The organism is Streptomyces sp. NRRL WC-3742, from assembly GCF_000720635.1.
In the GTDB taxonomy this organism is placed as follows: domain Bacteria; phylum Actinomycetota; class Actinomycetes; order Streptomycetales; family Streptomycetaceae; genus Kitasatospora.
In genome coordinates, this window is record NZ_JOCF01000076.1 from 22327 (window position 1) to 39397 (window position 17071).

11 protein-coding genes are annotated in these 17071 nt (G+C 72.5%); 8 read left to right on the forward strand and 3 right to left on the reverse strand.

All coding sequences use genetic code 11. From position 1 onward, the window contains the following. Positions 1-36 precede the first annotated feature (36 nt). On the forward strand, positions 37-1539 hold the full coding sequence (hflX, locus tag IH61_RS0133040; RefSeq protein WP_031076691.1) for a GTPase HflX: 1503 nt from the start codon (positions 37-39) through the stop codon (positions 1537-1539). A gap of 67 nt (positions 1540-1606) precedes the next feature. On the opposite strand, the gene IH61_RS0133045 is transcribed toward hflX, so the two are convergent. Continuing rightward, a complete protein-coding gene (locus IH61_RS0133045; RefSeq protein WP_031076694.1) occupies positions 1607-2716 on the reverse strand; it encodes a trypsin-like serine peptidase in 1110 nt (369 codons plus the stop codon). A gap of 42 nt (positions 2717-2758) precedes the next feature. Further along, the gene (locus IH61_RS0133050; RefSeq protein ID WP_031076696.1) at positions 2759-3940 is read right to left on the reverse strand and encodes a trypsin-like serine peptidase; all 1182 of its coding nucleotides are present in this window, start codon (positions 3938-3940) and stop codon (positions 2759-2761) included. 338 nt (positions 3941-4278) lie between these two features. Between IH61_RS0133050 and IH61_RS49165 the strand changes: the two genes are divergently transcribed. The 5 genes from IH61_RS49165 to IH61_RS0133075 are packed head-to-tail and all read left to right on the forward strand — an operon-like array spanning position 4279 to position 12034. After that, the gene (locus tag IH61_RS49165; RefSeq protein WP_037973686.1) at positions 4279-6081 is read left to right on the forward strand and encodes an IucA/IucC family protein; all 1803 of its coding nucleotides are present in this window, start codon (positions 4279-4281) and stop codon (positions 6079-6081) included. Continuing rightward, entirely contained in the window at positions 5970-6686 is a 717-nt protein-coding gene (locus IH61_RS49170; protein WP_051838484.1) for a GNAT family N-acetyltransferase, read from the forward strand. Before IH61_RS49165 ends, IH61_RS49170 begins: the two co-directional genes overlap by 112 nt. Positions 6687-6696: 10 nt before the next feature. Continuing rightward, positions 6697-8082 (forward strand): lysine N(6)-hydroxylase/L-ornithine N(5)-oxygenase family protein, encoded by a 1386-nt coding sequence (locus tag IH61_RS0133065; RefSeq protein WP_037973688.1) that lies wholly within the window; start codon positions 6697-6699, stop codon positions 8080-8082. Then, positions 8060-9898 (forward strand): IucA/IucC family protein, encoded by a 1839-nt coding sequence (locus IH61_RS0133070; RefSeq protein ID WP_031076702.1) that lies wholly within the window; start codon positions 8060-8062, stop codon positions 9896-9898. Before IH61_RS0133065 ends, IH61_RS0133070 begins: the two co-directional genes overlap by 23 nt. A gap of 12 nt (positions 9899-9910) precedes the next feature. Next, positions 9911-12034: an ATP-dependent DNA helicase gene (locus tag IH61_RS0133075; RefSeq protein WP_078911583.1), complete on the forward strand. Its 2124-nt coding sequence runs from the start codon at positions 9911-9913 to the stop codon at positions 12032-12034. A gap of 110 nt (positions 12035-12144) precedes the next feature. Here the strand turns inward: IH61_RS0133075 and lexA are convergent, their stop codons facing one another. Next, the gene (gene lexA / locus IH61_RS0133080; RefSeq protein WP_031076707.1) at positions 12145-12840 is read right to left on the reverse strand and encodes a transcriptional repressor LexA; all 696 of its coding nucleotides are present in this window, start codon (positions 12838-12840) and stop codon (positions 12145-12147) included. Positions 12841-13371: 531 nt separating this feature from the next. Here lexA and nrdR point away from each other — a divergent pair. Then, positions 13372-13869: a transcriptional regulator NrdR gene (gene nrdR, locus IH61_RS0133085; protein WP_031076709.1), complete on the forward strand. Its 498-nt coding sequence runs from the start codon at positions 13372-13374 to the stop codon at positions 13867-13869. A 204-nt stretch (positions 13870-14073) separates the two neighbouring features. Beyond that, positions 14074-16962 carry a vitamin B12-dependent ribonucleotide reductase gene (locus IH61_RS0133090; protein WP_031076712.1) on the forward strand — a complete coding sequence of 963 codons (2889 nt, stop codon included), beginning with the start codon at positions 14074-14076 and terminating at the stop codon, positions 16960-16962. Positions 16963-17071: the final 109 nt, after the last annotated feature.

Here is a 17071-nt window from a genome sequence, read left to right on the forward strand (position 1 = left end):
CCGGAAGGCCACCCGTACCAGCAGCCTAAGGACAGAATGACCTCCACGTTCGACACCCGCGACCAAGCCGACGCCGCGCGCCGCCTGGACGGTCTGCGGGCGGAAGCCCTCATGGACGAGGACCTCGCGGCCATCGACGAGGACCTCGGCCACCACTACGACGGCGACCAGTACGACCGCAGCGAGCGTGCCGCTCTGCGCCGTGTCGCCGGCCTCTCCACCGAGCTCGAAGACGTCACCGAGGTCGAGTACCGCCAGCTGCGCCTGGAGCGCGTGGTGCTCGTCGGCGTGTGGACGGACGGCACCCTGGTGGAGGCGGAGAACTCGATGGCCGAGCTCGCCGCCCTCGCCGAGACGGCGGGCTCCGAGGTGCTGGACGGCGTCATCCAGCGCCGTGACAAGCCCGACGCGGCCACCTACATCGGCTCCGGCAAGGCGCAGGAGCTGCGCGACATCGTCGCCTCCAGCGGCGCCGACACCGTGGTCTGCGACGGTGAGCTCACCCCCGGCCAGCTGATCCACCTGGAAGACGTGGTCAAGGTCAAGGTCGTCGACCGGACGGCCCTGATCCTGGACATCTTCGCCCAGCACGCCAAGTCCCGTGAGGGCAAGGCACAGGTCTCGCTCGCGCAGATGCAGTACATGCTGCCGCGCCTGCGCGGCTGGGGTCAGTCGCTGTCCCGGCAGATGGGTGGTGGTGGCTCCGGCTCGTCCGGCGGCGGCATGGCCACCCGTGGTCCCGGTGAGACCAAGATCGAGACCGACCGGCGCCGCATCCGCGAGAAGATGGCGAAGCTCCGCCGGGAGATCGTCGACATGAAGAAGGGCCGCGACACCAAGCGCCAGGAGCGCAAGCGCCACCAGGTGCCGTCCGTGGCCATCGCCGGCTACACCAACGCCGGCAAGTCCTCCCTGCTCAACCGGCTCACCGGGGCCGGCGTGCTGGTGGAGAACTCCCTGTTCGCGACCCTGGACCCGACCGTGCGCCGGGCCCAGACGCCGAGCGGGCGGCTCTACACGCTGGCGGACACGGTCGGGTTCGTGCGGCACCTGCCGCACCACCTGGTCGAGGCGTTCCGCTCGACCATGGAGGAGGTCGCCGACGCGGACCTCATCCTGCACGTCGTCGACGGCTCGCACCCCGAGCCGGAGACGCAGCTGGCCGCCGTCCGCGAGGTCATCGTCTCGGTCGACGCGCAGAACGTGCCCGAGCTGGTGGTCATCAACAAGGCGGACGCCGCCGACCCGGAGGTCCTCCAGCGGCTGCTGCGCCGCGAGCCGCACGCCATCGTGGTGTCGGCCCGCACCGGCGCCGGCATCGAAGAGCTGCTCAAGCTCATCGACGACGAGCTGCCGCGTCCGGCCGTCGAGGTCAAGGCCCTCGTGCCCTACACCCAGGGCGCGCTGGTCTCGCGGGTGCACGCGGAGGGCGAGCTGATCGCCACCGAGCACACCGCCGAGGGCACCCTGGTGCACGCCAAGGTGCCGGCCGAGCTGGCCGCGGAGCTGGAGTACTTCACGGTGGCCCTGCAGGGCTGACCGGAGTGCGAGAAGGCCCCGGACGGGTTCCCGAGTTCCAGGGATCCCGTCCGGGGCCTTCCGGCTGTCAGCGCACGTTCTTGGTGAAGTAGTCGAACGCCTGCTTGGCCTGGTCCTGGAGGGAGGGCCCGGCCATGTACGCGGACGGGTTGCGGTTGCCCAGGGAGCCGACGCTGACCAGGTTGGGCTTGCCGTCCCTGGTGACGAACCAGCCGCCGCCGTCCGCCCCGCCCGTCATGGTGCAGCCGATCACGTACATCGGCGGGCGGGTGCGGTCGAAGGAGAGCCGGCCCGGGGCCGCGGCGGAGTCGCAGCGCTGCAGCTCCAGGCCGTCGAAGGGCTTCTCGGCGGGGAAGCCGTACGCGACGGCGGAGGTGATCTGCTCGCGCGGGGCGTTGAACCAGACCGGCACCGAGCCGCCGACGGCCTCCTCCAGGGAGACGGCGCCCTCGCCGCGGACGCGGACGATCCCGTAGTCGTACTGGTCGTGCGCGCCGACGCCGCCCTCCTGCAGCCAGGTCGGCGAGACCAGCGCGCGCACCGCCGTCCACCGGCCGTAGGGGGCCGCCTGCTGCTCGGTGTACGGCTTGCCGTGGGTGGCCCGGCCGTCCCGGTTGAAGGCGGGGACGAAGACCAGGTTCCTGAGCCAGCCGCCGCCCCTGCCCTCGTGCAGGCAGTGGGCGGCGGTGTAGACGAGGTTGCTGCGGCCCGGGTTGAGCGGGTCGGAGACCACCGTGGCGGAGCAGGCGGCGTCGCCCCTGGGCGTGGTCGCGAACAGCCGGCCGACCACGGCGGAGGCCGGGTCGTACGGGTGCGGCTGCGGCCCGGCCTGGACGGCGGCGGGCGGGGCGTCGCGCTGGACCTCGCCCTTGGCGGGGGAGGTCAGGGAGTACTCCTGCACCAGTCGCGCCCTGGAGGCGTCCATCCGGGAGGTGGTCCAGAAGCCCGGCGCCACGTCGTTGCGGAAGGCGCTGTCGGCGGTGAACCTCGCCCAGTCCTCCAGCTTCCAGCCGCTCAGGTCGCCCAGGCTGGTCGGCGCCGTCCTCGGCAGCGCGCTGGGCGGCTCGGAGGTGCCGGGGGCGGCGTCCGGCCCGCAGGCCGTGGCGGTGAGCGCGAGCGCGCCGAGCAGCGCGGCCGCCGTCGCGGCCCGGCGCCGTCGGCCGGTGTTCCTGGGCATGCTGGATCGTCCCCCGTGGTGGTTCCTCACTGCTGCGCGGCGCTACTGCTTGTGGGAGATCCACTCCAACGCCTGCTCGGCGACGGCCTCCAGGTACGGGCCGCTGAGCGAGGTGTGCTCCTGGGTGCCGATGGAGGTGTTGCTGACCAGGGCCGTCCGGCCGTCCGGCATGGTGGCGAACCAGCCGCCGCCGCTGGCGCCCTGGGTCATGTTGCAGCCGATGGTGAGCATGGTGGGCCGCTTGGCGTCGAAGGAGAGCCGGGTCGGCTTCCCGCCGTCGCAGCGGTACAGCTCCTGGCCGTCGAAGGGCTTGACCAGCGGGTACCCGATGGCCGCCACCTTGAGCTGGTCGCGGGGAGCGTCGAACCAGACCGGGACGGCCGAACCGACCGTCTCCTCCAGGGACTTGCCGGTGTCGCTCTGGTTGCGCACCCGCATGACCGCGAAGTCGTACTGGTTGGCCGCGTCACCGCCCCCGCCGCCCTCGACCATCCACTGAGGCGAGGTGGTGACCTGGTCGGCCCACCAGGTGCCCAGCGGCGCCAGTTCGGACAGCGGGGCGCGCTTGCCGCCGCTGGAGGCGCCCGAGTTGTTGTAGGCGGGCACGAAGACGAGGTCCTTGAAGAAGCTGCCGCCCTTGCCCTCGTGCACGCAGTGCCCGGCCGTCCAGACCAGGTTGCTCCTTCCGGGGTGCTGCGGGTCGGTGATCACCGTCGCCGAGCAGTTGCCGCGGCCGCCCTTGGCGCTGAAGAACACCTTGCCGGAGGGCTGCTTGGTGTACGGGCGGGGTACCGGCACGGCCTTGACCATCGGCGGCTCCGGGTCCGTCACCCCGTCGTCGGTGGCCGGCTTCGGGGTGGCGGGGGCGGGCTTGTTCGCGGGCGGGGCCGGCTCGGCGGGCTTGGAGTCGCCCATCTTGTCCGGGTCCCAGAAGTCCTTCACCACCGGGTTGTTGAACACGTGCTTGGACGCCCACTTGTCCCAGTCGTCGAGCTTCCACTTCTTGAGGTCGTCCCAGGTCCTGGGCAGGCCCTCCAGCAGACTGGTCGGCAGACCGGACGGCAGGGTGATCACGGCCGGAGAGGCGCTCGCGGAGGCGGGCGGCGGGGCGGCCACCGTGGAAGGGTCGTCGCCGGCCGGGCCGTCCGGCCCGCAGGCGCTCGCGGCGAGCAGCGTTCCCGCGACCACGGCGGCGGCCAGGGCTGACCGGTGGATCGTAGGCATCTGTGCACTTCCCCCTGTGCTCGGTCGGGCGGTGGTACGGCGCTTCGCCGCCCTGGAGTCTTCCATCGCCGTACACGACGGCGGTCGCCGCCCCCCGGGTTGCGGACCCGGTCGGGGGGCACCGATCCGTGACGCGGACGCGCCCGCTCCGTTGCCGCAGCAGGGTTCGCGGGGCCGTCGGCGGACTATCACCGATCTTCACCCGTACGAGTGAGGCGTCCTTGTGATCACCCGTCATGGATAGGTAACCCTTACCTGACGCGACGGAATGCGGGTGACGCAGGCCCACGCACCGCCACCCGCGCGTTCAGCACCCCCACGCGCACCAAGGAGCAGCCTTGAGCACCGCCGCCCTCACCGGAGCCCCGCCCGTACCGCCGGCCGCCGCCGACGGGCCTCTCGGGCCCGACCCGCTGCTGCACCCGGACCCCGCCGTCGCCGCCGAACAGGCCGCCCTGGAAGCCCTGTTGCGCTGCTGGACCCGGGAGACCGGCGCCCGCCCCGGGCCGGACGGACGGCTGCGCATCGACGTCCTCGGCGGCGCCGCCCGGCTCACCGCGCCCGTCCGCCACTGGTCGCCCGCCGGCTGGCACCGCTTCGGCCCGGCCACCCTCGGCGCCGGACCGGGCAGCGCCGACGCCCCCGTCGACGCCGTCACCGCCGCCGCGCTGCTCGCCGCCGCGGCCGCCGACCGCCCCGACCCCGGGCAGGTCGCCGACCTCGCCGCCCGCGTCGCCGACTCCGTCGTGCGCACCGCCGAGATCCTCGCCCACCACCGAGGCACCGTCGCACCCGGCGGCCCCGAGCGCTCCCGCTTCCTCGCCGCCGAACAGGCCCTGCTCCTCGGCCACCCCCTGCACCCCACCCCCAAGAGCCGCGACGGCCTCGGCCCCGCCCAGAGCGCCGCCTACTCGCCCGAACTGCACGGCTCCTTCCAGGTCCACTGGTACGCCGTCGACCGCGGCCTCCTCGCCTCCGGCTCCGCCGTCCCCGAGAGCGCCGAGAGGCTCACCGCCGCCCTGCTCGGCGACGCCCTCACCCTGCCGCCCGGCACCGCCGCCCTGCCCCTGCACCCCTGGCAGGCCCGCGAACTCGCCCACCGCCCCGCCGTCGCCGCGCTGCTCGCCGACGGGACGGTGCGCGACCTCGGCCCCGCCGGCGAGCCCTGGCACCCCACCTCCTCGGTGCGCACCGTCTACCGGCCCGGCACCCCCTGGATGCTCAAGCTCTCCCTCGGCCTGCGGATCACCAACTCCCGGCGGGAGAACCTGCGCAAGGAACTCCTGCGCGGCCTGGAGATGCACCGGCTGCTGGAGAGCGGCCTCGCCGCCGAGTGGCGGGCCGCCCACCCCGGCTTCGACATCGTCCGCGACCCGGCCTGGATCGGCGTCGACCACCCCGACCTCGGCGACCCCGGCGGCCTGGACACCGTGCTGCGCGCCCAGCCCTTCGCCCCCACCGACCGGGTGCTGTGCGTCGCCGGGCTCGTCGCCGAACAGCCGCGCGGCACCGGCGACACCGTGCCCTCCCGGCTCGGCGACACCCTGCGCGCCCTCGCCGCCCGCACCGGACGGCCGCTGCGCACCGTCTCCGCCGAATGGTTCCTGCGCTACCTGGACGCCGTCGTCCTGCCCGTCCTGTGGCTCGACGGACGCGGCGGCATCGCCCTGGAGGCCCACCAGCAGAACAGCCTCGTCCTGCTCGACGCCGAAGGCTGGCCCCTCGGCGGCCGCTACCGCGACAACCAGGGCTACTACTACCGCGAGAGCGCCGCCGACCGGCTCACCGCCCGGCTCCCCGGGCTCGGCGCCGAGAGCGACACCTTCCTGCCCGACGCCGTCATCGACCACCACTTCGCCTACTACCTCGGCATCAACCACGTGCTCGGCCTGATCGGCGCCTTCGGCAGCCAGGGCCTCGCCGACGAGGGCGTCCTGCTCGCCGGGCTGCGCCGCTTCCTGGCCGGCCCGCGCGCCACCGCCACCGGCTCGGCGCTGCCCGCGCTGATGCTGGACTCGCCCACCCTGCCCTGCAAGGCGAACCTGCTCACCCGGATCAACGGCCTGGACGAACTCGTCGGCCCCGTCGCCACCCAGTCCGTGTACGTGGACATCCCCAACCCGCTGGCGGACGCCCGATGATCGGCGACCTGCCCGGGTGGGGCGCCGTCCCCACCCCGGCGGGCGAGTTCGGGCTCAGCCCCGTACGCCTGCCCCGGGACACCGAGCTGATCGCCGGCTGGATGAACGACCCCGAGGTGGACGAGTTCTGGCGACTCGCCGGGCCGCCCGCCGTCACCGAGGCGCACCTGCGTGCCCAACTCGACGGGGACGGCAGCAGCGTGCCCTGCGCCGGCGTGCCCTCCCACAGCCTGCCCCCCCACAGCGTGCCCTGCCTCGGGCTGCTCGACGGCGAGCCGATGAGCTACTGGGAGGTCTACCGCGCGGACCTCGACCCGCTCGCCCGGCACTACCCCGCCCGGCCGTACGACACCGGGGTGCACCTGCTGCTCGGCCCCGCCACCGCCCGCGGACGGGGGCTGGGGGCGATGCTGCTCGCCGCGCTCTCCTCGCTGATCCTGCGTCAAGTCGCCGCATGCGAACGGGTGGTGGCCGAACCGGACCTGCGCAACCGGCGCTCGATCCGCGCCTTCGAGCGGGCCGGATTCACGGCCACCGCCGAACTCGACCTGCCCGACAAGCGCGCGGCCCTGATGGTCCGCGCCCGATCCGCCCAGCCCTCTTAGGACGCCTCCCGTGGACACACCGGCACCCGCCCAGCCGCCGTACGACCTGCTCGGCGTCGGCCTCGGCCCGTTCAACCTCTCGCTCGCCGCGCTCGCCGACCCCGTGCCCGGCCTGCGCACGCTCTTCTGCGACCGGCGCCCGGACTTCCGCTGGCACCACGGCATGCTGGTGGACGGCGCCCGGATGCAGGTGCCCTTCCTCGCCGACCTCGTCTCCCTCGTCGACCCGACCAGCCGCTGGTCCTTCCTCAACTACCTGCGCGAGCAGGACCGGCTGTTCCCGTTCTACTTCTCCGAGCGCTTCCAGCTGCCCCGCCGCGAGTACGACCAGTACTGCCGCTGGGCCGCCGAAGGGCTGCCCACCTGCCGCTTCGGCACCGAGGTCACCGCCCTGCACTGGGAGGAGCCCTACTACCGGGCCGAGCTGACCGAGACCGCCACCGGCCGCCGCTCCACCGTCCGCGCCCGCCACCTCGCCCTCGGCGTCGGCACCGAACCGGTCCGGCCCGACGCCTTCGCCGAACTGGCTGGCCACCCGGGCGCCTTCCACTCCGCCGAGTACCTCGACCGCCGCGCCGACCTCGACGGCGCCCGCGACATCACCGTCGTCGGCAGCGGCCAGTCCGGCGCCGAGGTCTTCCTCGACCTGCTGCGCCGCCACGAGGGAGACGGCGTCCGGCTGCGCTGGCTCACCCGGACCAGGGCGCTCGCCCCCATGGAGTACTCCAAGCTCGGCCTGGAGCACTTCACCCCCGACTACACCCGCTACTTCCACGGCCTGCCCGCGCCCGTGCGCGACGGCCTCGTCACCGCCCAGTGGCAGCTCCACAAGGCCGCCAGTGCCGAGACCCTCGCCGAGATCCACGACCACCTCTACGAGCGCACCATCGGCCGCCCGATCGACTCCGTGCCCGTCGAGATCACCCCCGGCACCGCCGTCACCGCCGCCCGCCCCGGCCCCTGCGGGGGCCTCGAACTGCACTGCCGGCACACCGACTCCGGCGCCGAGCACCTGCTGCGCACCGACGCCGTGGTGCTCGCCACCGGCTACCGGGCCGTCCGGCCCGCCGCGCTCGAACCGCTCGCCCACCTGGTCGACTGGGACGAGGCCGGGCGCTACCGGGTCGACCTCGACCACCGCGTCGCCACCCGGCCCGAACTCACCGGCGGCCTCTACGTCCAGAACGCCGAGCTGCACACCCACGGAGTCGGCACCCCCGACCTCGGGCTCGGCGCCCACCGGGCCGCCGTCATCCTCAACGCCGTCACCGGGCGCACCGTCCACCGCCTGCCCACCCGCACCGCCTGGACGGGCTTCGCACCGCCCGCGCCCACCCCGCAAGCCTCCATCCCTCGCCCCCAGGAGCTGACCCGTGCCGCAACCGTCGGCCGCTGACACCCCGCTCTACCTGCCACCCCACCTCACCGCCGGACACTGGCGCCGTGCCGCGCGCGACCTCCTGGCCAAGATGATCGGAGAGTTCGCCTACGAGGAACTGCTCACCCCCGCGCCCGGCCGGGCCGAGGGCGAGTACCGGCTCGAACTACCGGACATCACCTACGAGTTCACCGCCCGCCGGGGCGCGTACGGCAGCTGGCAGGTCGACCCGGCCTCGGTGCGCTGCACCCGCCCGGAAGGGCTGGACCCGCTGCGCTTCCTCCCGTACGCCCGCACCACCCTCGGCGTCGGCGGCGAGACCGCGGGCCACCTCGTGCGCGAACTCGCCGCCACCCTCACCGCCGACGCCCGCCAGCTCGCCACCGCCCTCAGCGCCGCCGAACTCGCCGAACTCGACCACCCCGCCATCGAGGGCCGCCAGGGCGGGCACCCCTGGATCGTCCCCAACAAGGGGCGCATCGGCTTCTCCGGCAGCGACGCCGCCCGCTGGACCCCCGAGGCCCGCAGTCCCCGCCCGCTGCCCTGGATCGCCGTCCACCGCCGGCTCGCCGAGTACCGGGGCGTGCCCGGCCTGGAGCGGCCCGAGCAGCTGTACGCCCGCGAACTCGACGACGTGGACGCACTGCGCTCCGCGCTCGGCCCCGACGCCGAGGACTACCTGCTGCTGCCCGTCCACCCCTGGCAGTGGGAGCAGACCGTCCTGCCGCTGTTCGCTCCCTGGATCGCCTCCGGCGAGATCGTCCCGCTGCCCACGGACGGCGACCCACGGCTGCCGCAGCAGTCCATCCGCTCCTTCTTCAACACCGCCCACCCCGAGCGCTGCACCGTCAAGCTGCCCCTGTCCATCCTCAACACCCTGGTCTGGCGGGGCCTGCCCACCGAGCGCACCCTCGCCGCGCCCGCCGTCACCGCCTGGCTGCACGGGCTGCGCGACAAGGACCCGTACCTGCGCGACGAGTGCCGGGTGATCCTCCTCGGCGAGATCGCCTCCGTCACCGTCGACCACCCGGTCTACCGGGAGCTGCCCGAGGCGCCGTACCAGTACAAGGAACTGCTCGGCGCGATCTGGCGCGAACCCCTCGGCCCCTTCCTCGAGCCCGGTGAGCGCGCCCGCACCCTGGCCGCCCTGCTGCAGACCGGCTCCGACGGGCGGGCGCTCGCCGCCGAGCTGATCGCCCGCTCCGGCCTCACCCCCGCCGAGTGGACCGGCCGGCTCTTCTCCGCGATGCTGCCGCCGCTGCTGCACTTCCTCTACCGCTACGGGCTGGTCTTCTCCCCGCACGGGGAGAACGCGATCGTGGTCTTCGACGAGCGGGACGTGCCCGCCAGGCTCGCGGTCAAGGACTTCGTGGACGACGTCAACCTCAGCGACCAGGACCTGCCCGAACTGCGCGACCTGCCCGCCGAGGTCGCCGAGGTGCTGCTGCGGGAGAACCCCCAGGGCCTGTGCCAGTTCATCCACTCCGGGCTCTTCATCGGCGTCTTCCGCTACCTCGCCCCGCTGCTGGAGGCGCAGGCGGGCCTGCCCGAGACCGAGTTCTGGGCGCTGCTGCGCGCCGAGATCCTCGGCCACCAGGCGCGCTTCCCCGAGCTGGGCGAGCGCTTCGAGCTCTTCGACCTCTTCCGGCCCGAGATCGACCGGCTCTGCCTCAACCGCAACCGGCTGCTCCTGGACGGCTACCACGACCGCCCCGCCCGCCCGCACGCCGCGCGCCACGGGACGGTGCCCAACGCCCTGGTCGGGGTGGAGGTGCGTCTTCCGGCCCAGCGCCCTTCCGGGCAACGGGACCGGATTGTCAGCCCTGCCCCGTAGGGTGGGAGTGTCATGACGAACGACTCCGAATCCCAGCTCGCGGCACCGCTCGACGACGAGGCCGCCGAGGCCGAAGAGCCCGTAGCCGTCCCGCGCTCGCACATCCCCGACCTGCTGCACGCCGCGGTGGCGGCCGTGGGAGGCGTGGAACGCCCCGGCCAGCTCCGGATGGCCGAGGCCGTCGCCGACGCCGTCGACCACGGCGAGCACCTGCTCGTCCAGGCCGGCACCGGCACCGGGAAGTCCCTCGCCTACCTGGTGCCGGCCTTGGCCCACGGCGACCGCGTCGTCGTCGCCACCGCCACCCTGGCGCTCCAACGCCAGCTCGTGGAACGGGACCTGCCGCGCACCGTCGAGGCGCTGCACCCGGTGCTGCGCCGGCGCCCGCTGTTCGCGATGCTCAAGGGCCGGTCCAACTACCTGTGCCTGCACCGCGCCAACGAGGGCACCCCGAGCGACGAGGGCGAGGGCCTGTTCGACCCGGTGGACGCGCTCGGCGGCCCCACCGGCAAGCTCGGGCAGGACGTGCTGCGGCTGCGCGACTGGGCCGACGAGACGGAGACCGGCGACCGCGACGACCTCAGCCCCGGCGTCTCCGACAAGGCGTGGGCGCAGCTGGCCGTCACGTCCAAGGAGTGCCTGGGCGCCACCCGCTGCGCGTACGGGCAGGAGTGCTTCGCCGAGAAGGCCCGCGAGCGCGCCAAGCTGGCGGACGTCGTGGTCACCAACCACGCGATGCTGGCGATCGACGCGATCGAGGGCGCGCCGGTGCTGCCCGAGCACGGGCTGCTGATCGTGGACGAGGCGCACGAGCTGGTCAACCGCGTCACCGGCGCGGCCACCGCCGAGCTGACCGTGGGCGCCGTCAACCGGGCCGTGAAGCGGGCGGCGCGCCTGGCCAACGAGAAGGCCGTGGACGCGCTGCAGGCCGCCGCCGAGAACTACCACGGCCTGATGGAGACCGCCCAGCCCGGCCGGGTCGAGGAGCTGCCCGAGTACCTGGCGTACGCCGTCACCGCGATCCGGGACGCCTCCCGGCAGGTGATCACCTCGCTCGGGGAGACCAGGGACAAGGGGCTCAGCGACGAGGACGCGGTGCGCAAGCAGGCGATGGCCTCGGCGGAGACGCTGCACGAGACGGCGGACCGGCTGTTGGAGGGCTCCGAGTACGACGTGGTCTGGATCGAGCGCAGCGACCGCTACGGGCTGGGCACGGCCTCGCTGAGGGTCGCGCCGCTGAGCGTGTCCGGGCTGCTGCGCGAGGGCCTGTACAAGGAGCGCTCGGTGGTGCTCACCTCGGCCACCCTCAAGCTCGGCGGGGACTTCAACGGCGTGGCCGGCTCGGTGGGCCTGCCCAAGGAGGCCCGGCTGCCGGACGAGCGGACGCCGGGGGACAACCCGGAGCCCGGCCTCTCCGCCGAGGAGGACGCCGTCCCGTACTGGCGGGGCATGGACGTCGGCTCGCCGTTCAAGTACCCCAAGCAGGGCATCCTGTACGTCGCCAAGCACCTCGCCGACCCCGGGCGCGATCCCGAACGGCCGGACATGCTCGACGAGTTGGAGGAGCTGATCGGCGCGGCGGGCGGGCGCACGCTGGGCCTGTTCTCCTCCATGCGCGGCGCCCAGGCGGCCGCCGAGGCGATGCGGGAGCGGCTGGACCACCGGATCCTGCTCCAGGGCGAGGACACCCTCGGCGAGCTGATCCGGGAGTTCGCCTCGGACGCGACCACCTGCCTGTTCGGCACGCTCTCGCTCTGGCAGGGCGTGGACGTGCCCGGTTCGGCCTGCCAGCTGGTCGTCATGGACCGCATCCCGTTCCCGCGGCCGGACGACCCGCTGATGAGCGCCCGGCAGAAGGACGTCGAGCAGCACGGCGGGAACGGCTTCATGGCCGTCGCGGCCACGCACGCGGCGCTGCTGATGGCACAGGGCGCGGGCCGGCTGGTGCGCGCCTCCGAGGACCGTGGCGTGGTGGCGGTGCTCGACCCCCGGGTGGAGACCAAGCGGTACGGGGGCTTCTTCCGCTCCTCGATGCCCGAGTTCTGGTACACCACGGACCGCAACCAGGTGCGGCGCTCGCTGGCGGCCATCGACGCCTCGGCGGAGCCGGTGCGGCCGGTGACGAAGCGGGGCTGAGCCTGTGAGCCCCTGCTGAGCCGTGAGCTCCCGGGGAACGACGGAGGGGCTCCCCGCGGTTGTCCGCGGCGGAGCCCCTTCCCGTTGTCGGTGGCGCGGTGCGCTGCCCGTCAGAGGCGGCGCAGGACGGCGACGACCTTGCCCAGGATGGTCGCGTTGTCGCCGTTGATCGGCTCGTACGCCGGGTTGTGCGGCATCAGCCAGATCCGGCCGTCCTCGCGCTTGAGGCGCTTGATGGTGGCCTCACCGTCGATCATGGCGGCCACGATGTCGCCGTTCTCGGCGACGGGCTGGCGGCGCACGGTGACCCAGTCGCCGTCGCAGATGGCGGCCTCGATCATCGAGTCCCCACGCACGGTGAGCGCGAACAGCTCGCCCTCGCCGACGAGCTGGCGCGGCAGCGGGAAGACGTCCTCGACCGTCTGCTCGGCGAGGATGGGCCCGCCGGCGGCGATCCGGCCGACCAGCGGCACGTACGAGGTGGAGGGGCGCCCGGCCGTCTCGGCGGTGTTGGGGCGGGCCACCTCGACGCCGCGGACCTCGTAGGCGCGGGGCCGGTGCGGGTCCCTGCGCAGGAAGCCCTTGCGCTCCAGCGCCATCAGCTGGTGGGCGACGGAGGAGGTGCTGGACAGGCCCACGGCCTGGCCGATCTCGCGCATGGACGGCGGGTACCCCCGGCGCTGGACGGAGTCGCGGATGACCTCGATCACGCGCCGCTGGCGCTCGGTGAGGCCCGCCTCGTCCGTGCGGATGCCGGGGGGGCGCCCGGGTAGGGCGCGGGCGGGGGAATGATGGGTCTCGTCCATGGCGGGGGAGTGCTCGATCGGCTGGTCGGGGACACGGCCCGTGCCGGAGACGGCCGCTCCGGAGAGGCGGTGTTCTTCGCTACGGTCCATATTGTCGTCCACACCCTGCGGATTCGTGGTGCGCTGCCCCACCTTGAACTGGGAGTGTTCCTGCACCGGGATGGTGTTGCTCTCGATCGTGTTCACGGCGGCCCCTCTCGACGGCTGTCCTCTCCCCTTTTCCAGCCCAACGCACCTCCTATCGAAAGGTTGCGCCAAACACACGTTCGAGTGAATTATTCGGGAGTTGGCTGACTCGATCAAGGCTTTGTTGTACATCGATTAAGTGTTCGACCGGAAGTCGACTTCGGAAGTCTAATCTCCACTCGACACGCCAGGGGTGCCACCTCCCCCGAAGACCTAGATGTAGTGGCTACAGTCCTCCCCGTGCCCAGTGGTAGTGGTCGCGGCGCATGATCAGCTTGCCGAGGCCCGGGGCACATCGCATAGACTCAACCGGTCCGCACGTCCTGCCAGGGAGGGATCTCTCAGGTGCACTGCCCCTTCTGCCGGCACTCCGACAGCCGCGTTGTCGACAGCCGGACCACCGAGGACGGCAGCTCCATCCGACGCCGCCGGCAGTGCCCGGACTGCGGCCGCCGCTTCACCACCGTGGAGACGGCCGCGCTGATGGTCATCAAGCGCAGCGGCGTGACGGAACCGTTCTCGCGGCAGAAGGTGATCACCGGCGTCCGCAAGGCGTGCCAGGGCCGCCCTGTCACCGAGGACGCGCTCGCACAGCTCGGCCAGCGGGTCGAGGAGTGCCTGCGCGGCAGCGGCAGCGCGGAGCTGACCACCCACGACGTCGGGCTGGCCATACTCGGCCCGCTCAAGGACCTCGACGTGGTCGCCTACCTGCGCTTCGCCAGCGTGTACCAGGCGTACGACGGACTGGAAGACTTCGAGGCCGCCATCGCGGAACTCCGCGCCGAGCGGTCGATCTCCGAGGGGGAGGACACCTGCGTGCCCGTCCCCGCCCCCGCGCCCTAACCGGCGCAGCCCCGGCCCCATCGCGGGCCACCCCGCACCACGACGGCCCCTCGGGGCCCCGCGCGCCCGAAACCGGGGCGCAGAACATCACAAACCGTGCGCAAGCAGGCGAGGCTCCGGCTGCCCGCACACCGGAAGAACGAACCAGCGGTGCCCGGACTTTTCAGGGCACTTCGGGCGTTTGCCCAGGAGGAGGAGCGAGAAGTGACAGACACCACGAGCGGTTCCGCACGAGGGTCGAAGTCCGACAAGACCGCGGCCAAGGGCGCCGGCAAGGCCCCCAAGGGCGGTCTCAGGATCGGGCGCATCTACACCACTCCTGGCGTGCACCCGTACGACGAGGTCCGCTGGGAGCGGCGCGACGTCGTCATGACCAACTGGCGCGACGGCTCGATCAACTTCGAGCAGCGCGGCGTGGAGTTCCCCGACTTCTGGTCGGTCAACGCCGTCAACATCGTCACGTCCAAGTACTTCCGCGGCGCGGTCGGCACCCCGCAGCGCGAGTGGAGCCTCAAGCAGATCATCGACCGCGTGGTGCTCACCTACCGCGCCGCCGGCGAGAAGCACGGCTACTTCGCCACCAAGGACGACGCCGAGGTCTTCGAGCACGAGCTGACCCACGCCCTCCTCCACCAGGTGTTCAGCTTCAACTCGCCGGTCTGGTTCAACGTCGGCACCAAGCAGCCCCAGCAGGTCAGCGCCTGCTTCATCCTGTCCGTCGACGACTCCATGGAGTCGATCCTCGACTGGTACAAGGAAGAGGGCATGATCTTCAAGGGCGGCTCCGGCGCCGGCCTCAACCTCTCCCGCATCCGCTCCAGCAAGGAACTTCTCTCCTCCGGCGGCAACGCCTCCGGCCCGGTCTCCTTCATGCGCGGCGCCGACGCCTCCGCCGGCACCATCAAGTCCGGCGGCGCCACCCGCCGCGCGGCCAAGATGGTCGTCCTCGACGTCGACCACCCGGACGTCGAAGCCTTCATCGAGACCAAGGTGAAGGAGGAGGAGAAGATCCGCGCCCTGCGCGACGCGGGCTTCGACATGGACCTCGGCGGCGACGACATCACGTCCGTCCAGTACCAGAACGCCAACAACTCCGTCCGCGTCAACGACGAATTCATGACCGCCGTCGAGAACGGCACCGAATTCGGCCTGCGCGCCCGGATGACCGGCGAGGTCATCGAGACCGTCGACGCCAAGAAGCTGTTCCGCAAGATGGCCGAGGCCGCCTGGGCCTGTGCCGACCCCGGAATCCAGTACGACTCCACCATCAACCACTGGCACACCTGCCCGGAGTCGGGCCGCATCAACGCGTCCAACCCGTGCTCGGAGTACATGCACCTGGACAACTCCAGCTGCAACCTCGCCTCGCTCAACCTGATGAAGTTCCTGCGCGAGGACGACTCCTTCGACGCCGAGCGCTTCGCCAAGGTCGTCGAGCTGGTCATCACCGCGATGGACATCTCCATCTGCTTCGCCGACTTCCCCACCGAGAAGATCGGCGAGACCACCCGCGCCTACCGCCAGCTCGGCATCGGCTACGCCAACCTCGGCGCCCTGCTGATGGCCACCGGCCACGCCTACGACAGCGAGGGCGGCCGCGCCCTGGCCGGTGCCATCACCTCCCTGATGACCGGCACCGCCTACCGCCGCGGCGCCGAACTCGCCGGCGTCGTCGGCGCGTACGACGGCTACGCCCGCAACGCGACCGCGCACCAGCGCGTCATGAAGCAGCACGCCGACGCCTCGCTGGACGCCGTCTCCTTCGACGAGCTGGACGCCCCGGTCTGGCTGGCGGCCAACAAGTCCTGGCAGGACGTGCTGCGCGTCGGCGCGCAGAACGGTTTCCGCAACGCCCAGGCTTCGGTGCTCGCCCCGACCGGCACCATCGGCCTGATGATGGACTGCGACACCACCGGCGTCGAGCCCGACCTGGCCCTGGTCAAGTTCAAGAAGCTCGTCGGCGGCGGCTCGATGCAGATCGTCAACGGCACCGTGCCGCGGGCGCTCAAGCGCCTGGGCTACCAGGACGAGCGGATCGAGGCGATCGTCGCCCACATCGCCGAGCACGGCAACGTCGTGGACGCGCCGGGCCTCGACCCCGAGCACTACGAGGTGTTCGACTGCGCGATGGGCGAGCGCACCATCTCGCCGATGGGCCACGTGCGGATGATGGCCGCGATCCAGCCCTGGATCTCCGGTGCCATCTCCAAGACGGTCAACATGCCCGGCGGCGCGACCGTCGAGGACGTCGAGGAGATCTACTTCGAGGCGTGGAAGATGGGCGTCAAGGCGCTCGCCATCTACCGCGAAAACTCGAAGGTCGGCCAGCCGCTCTCCGCCAAGAAGAAGGAGCCCGAGACCAAGGCCGAGGAGGCCCCGGCCCCCGCGGTCGAGAAGGTCGTCGAGTACCGCCCGGTCCGCAAGCGCCTGCCCAAGGGCCGTCCCGGCATCACCACCTCCTTCACGGTCGGTGGCGCCGAGGGCTACATGACCGCCAACTCCTACCCGGACGACGGCCTCGGCGAGGTCTTCCTGAAGATGTCCAAGCAGGGCTCGACCCTCGCGGGCATGATGGACGCCTTCTCCATCGCCGTCTCGGTCGGCCTCCAGTACGGCGTGCCGCTGGAGACGTACGTCTCGAAGTTCACCAACATGCGCTTCGAGCCTGCCGGTCTGACCGACGACCCGGACGTGCGGATGGCGCAGTCGATCGTCGACTACATCTTCCGCCGCCTGGCGCTGGACTTCCTGCCCTTCGAGACCCGCTCGGCGCTCGGCATCCACTCCGTCGAGGAGCGCACGCGCCACCTGGAGACGGGCTCCTACGAGCCGCTGGAGGCCGAGGAGCTCGACACCGAGTCGCTCGCCCAGTCCGCCCCGGTCGCCGCCAAGCCCGCCCCGACCCCGGCCCCGGCCGCCGTCGAGGCCCCCAAGCCCGCCCCCCGGCAGGCCCACAACTCCACGGAGCTGATGGAGATCCAGCTCGGCCTCAACGCCGACGCCCCCCTCTGCCTCTCCTGCGGCACCAAGATGCGCCGCGCCGGCTCCTGCTACCTCTGCGAGGGCTGCGGCTCCACCAGCGGCTGCAGCTGATATCGGCTACACCCCCGGGGGGGGGGGGGGGGGGCCTCCGCCCCCCCCCCCGCCTCTTCTTGTTGTCAACCAGGGTTGACGCCACGGGGAGGTGTCAACCATAGTTGAC

Coding starts and splice junctions, on each gene's coding strand:
- IH61_RS0133045 (WP_031076694.1), bottom strand. CDS start 2,716: ATGCCCAGGAACACCGGCCGACGGCGCCGGGCCGCGACGGCGGCCGCG.
- lexA (WP_031076707.1), bottom strand. CDS start 12,840: ATGGACGAGACCCATCATTCCCCCGCCCGCGCCCTACCCGGGCGCCCC.
- hflX (WP_031076691.1), top strand. CDS start 37: ATGACCTCCACGTTCGACACCCGCGACCAAGCCGACGCCGCGCGCCGC.
- IH61_RS0133075 (WP_078911583.1), top strand. CDS start 9,911: ATGACGAACGACTCCGAATCCCAGCTCGCGGCACCGCTCGACGACGAG.
- IH61_RS0133050 (WP_031076696.1), bottom strand. CDS start 3,940: ATGCCTACGATCCACCGGTCAGCCCTGGCCGCCGCCGTGGTCGCGGGA.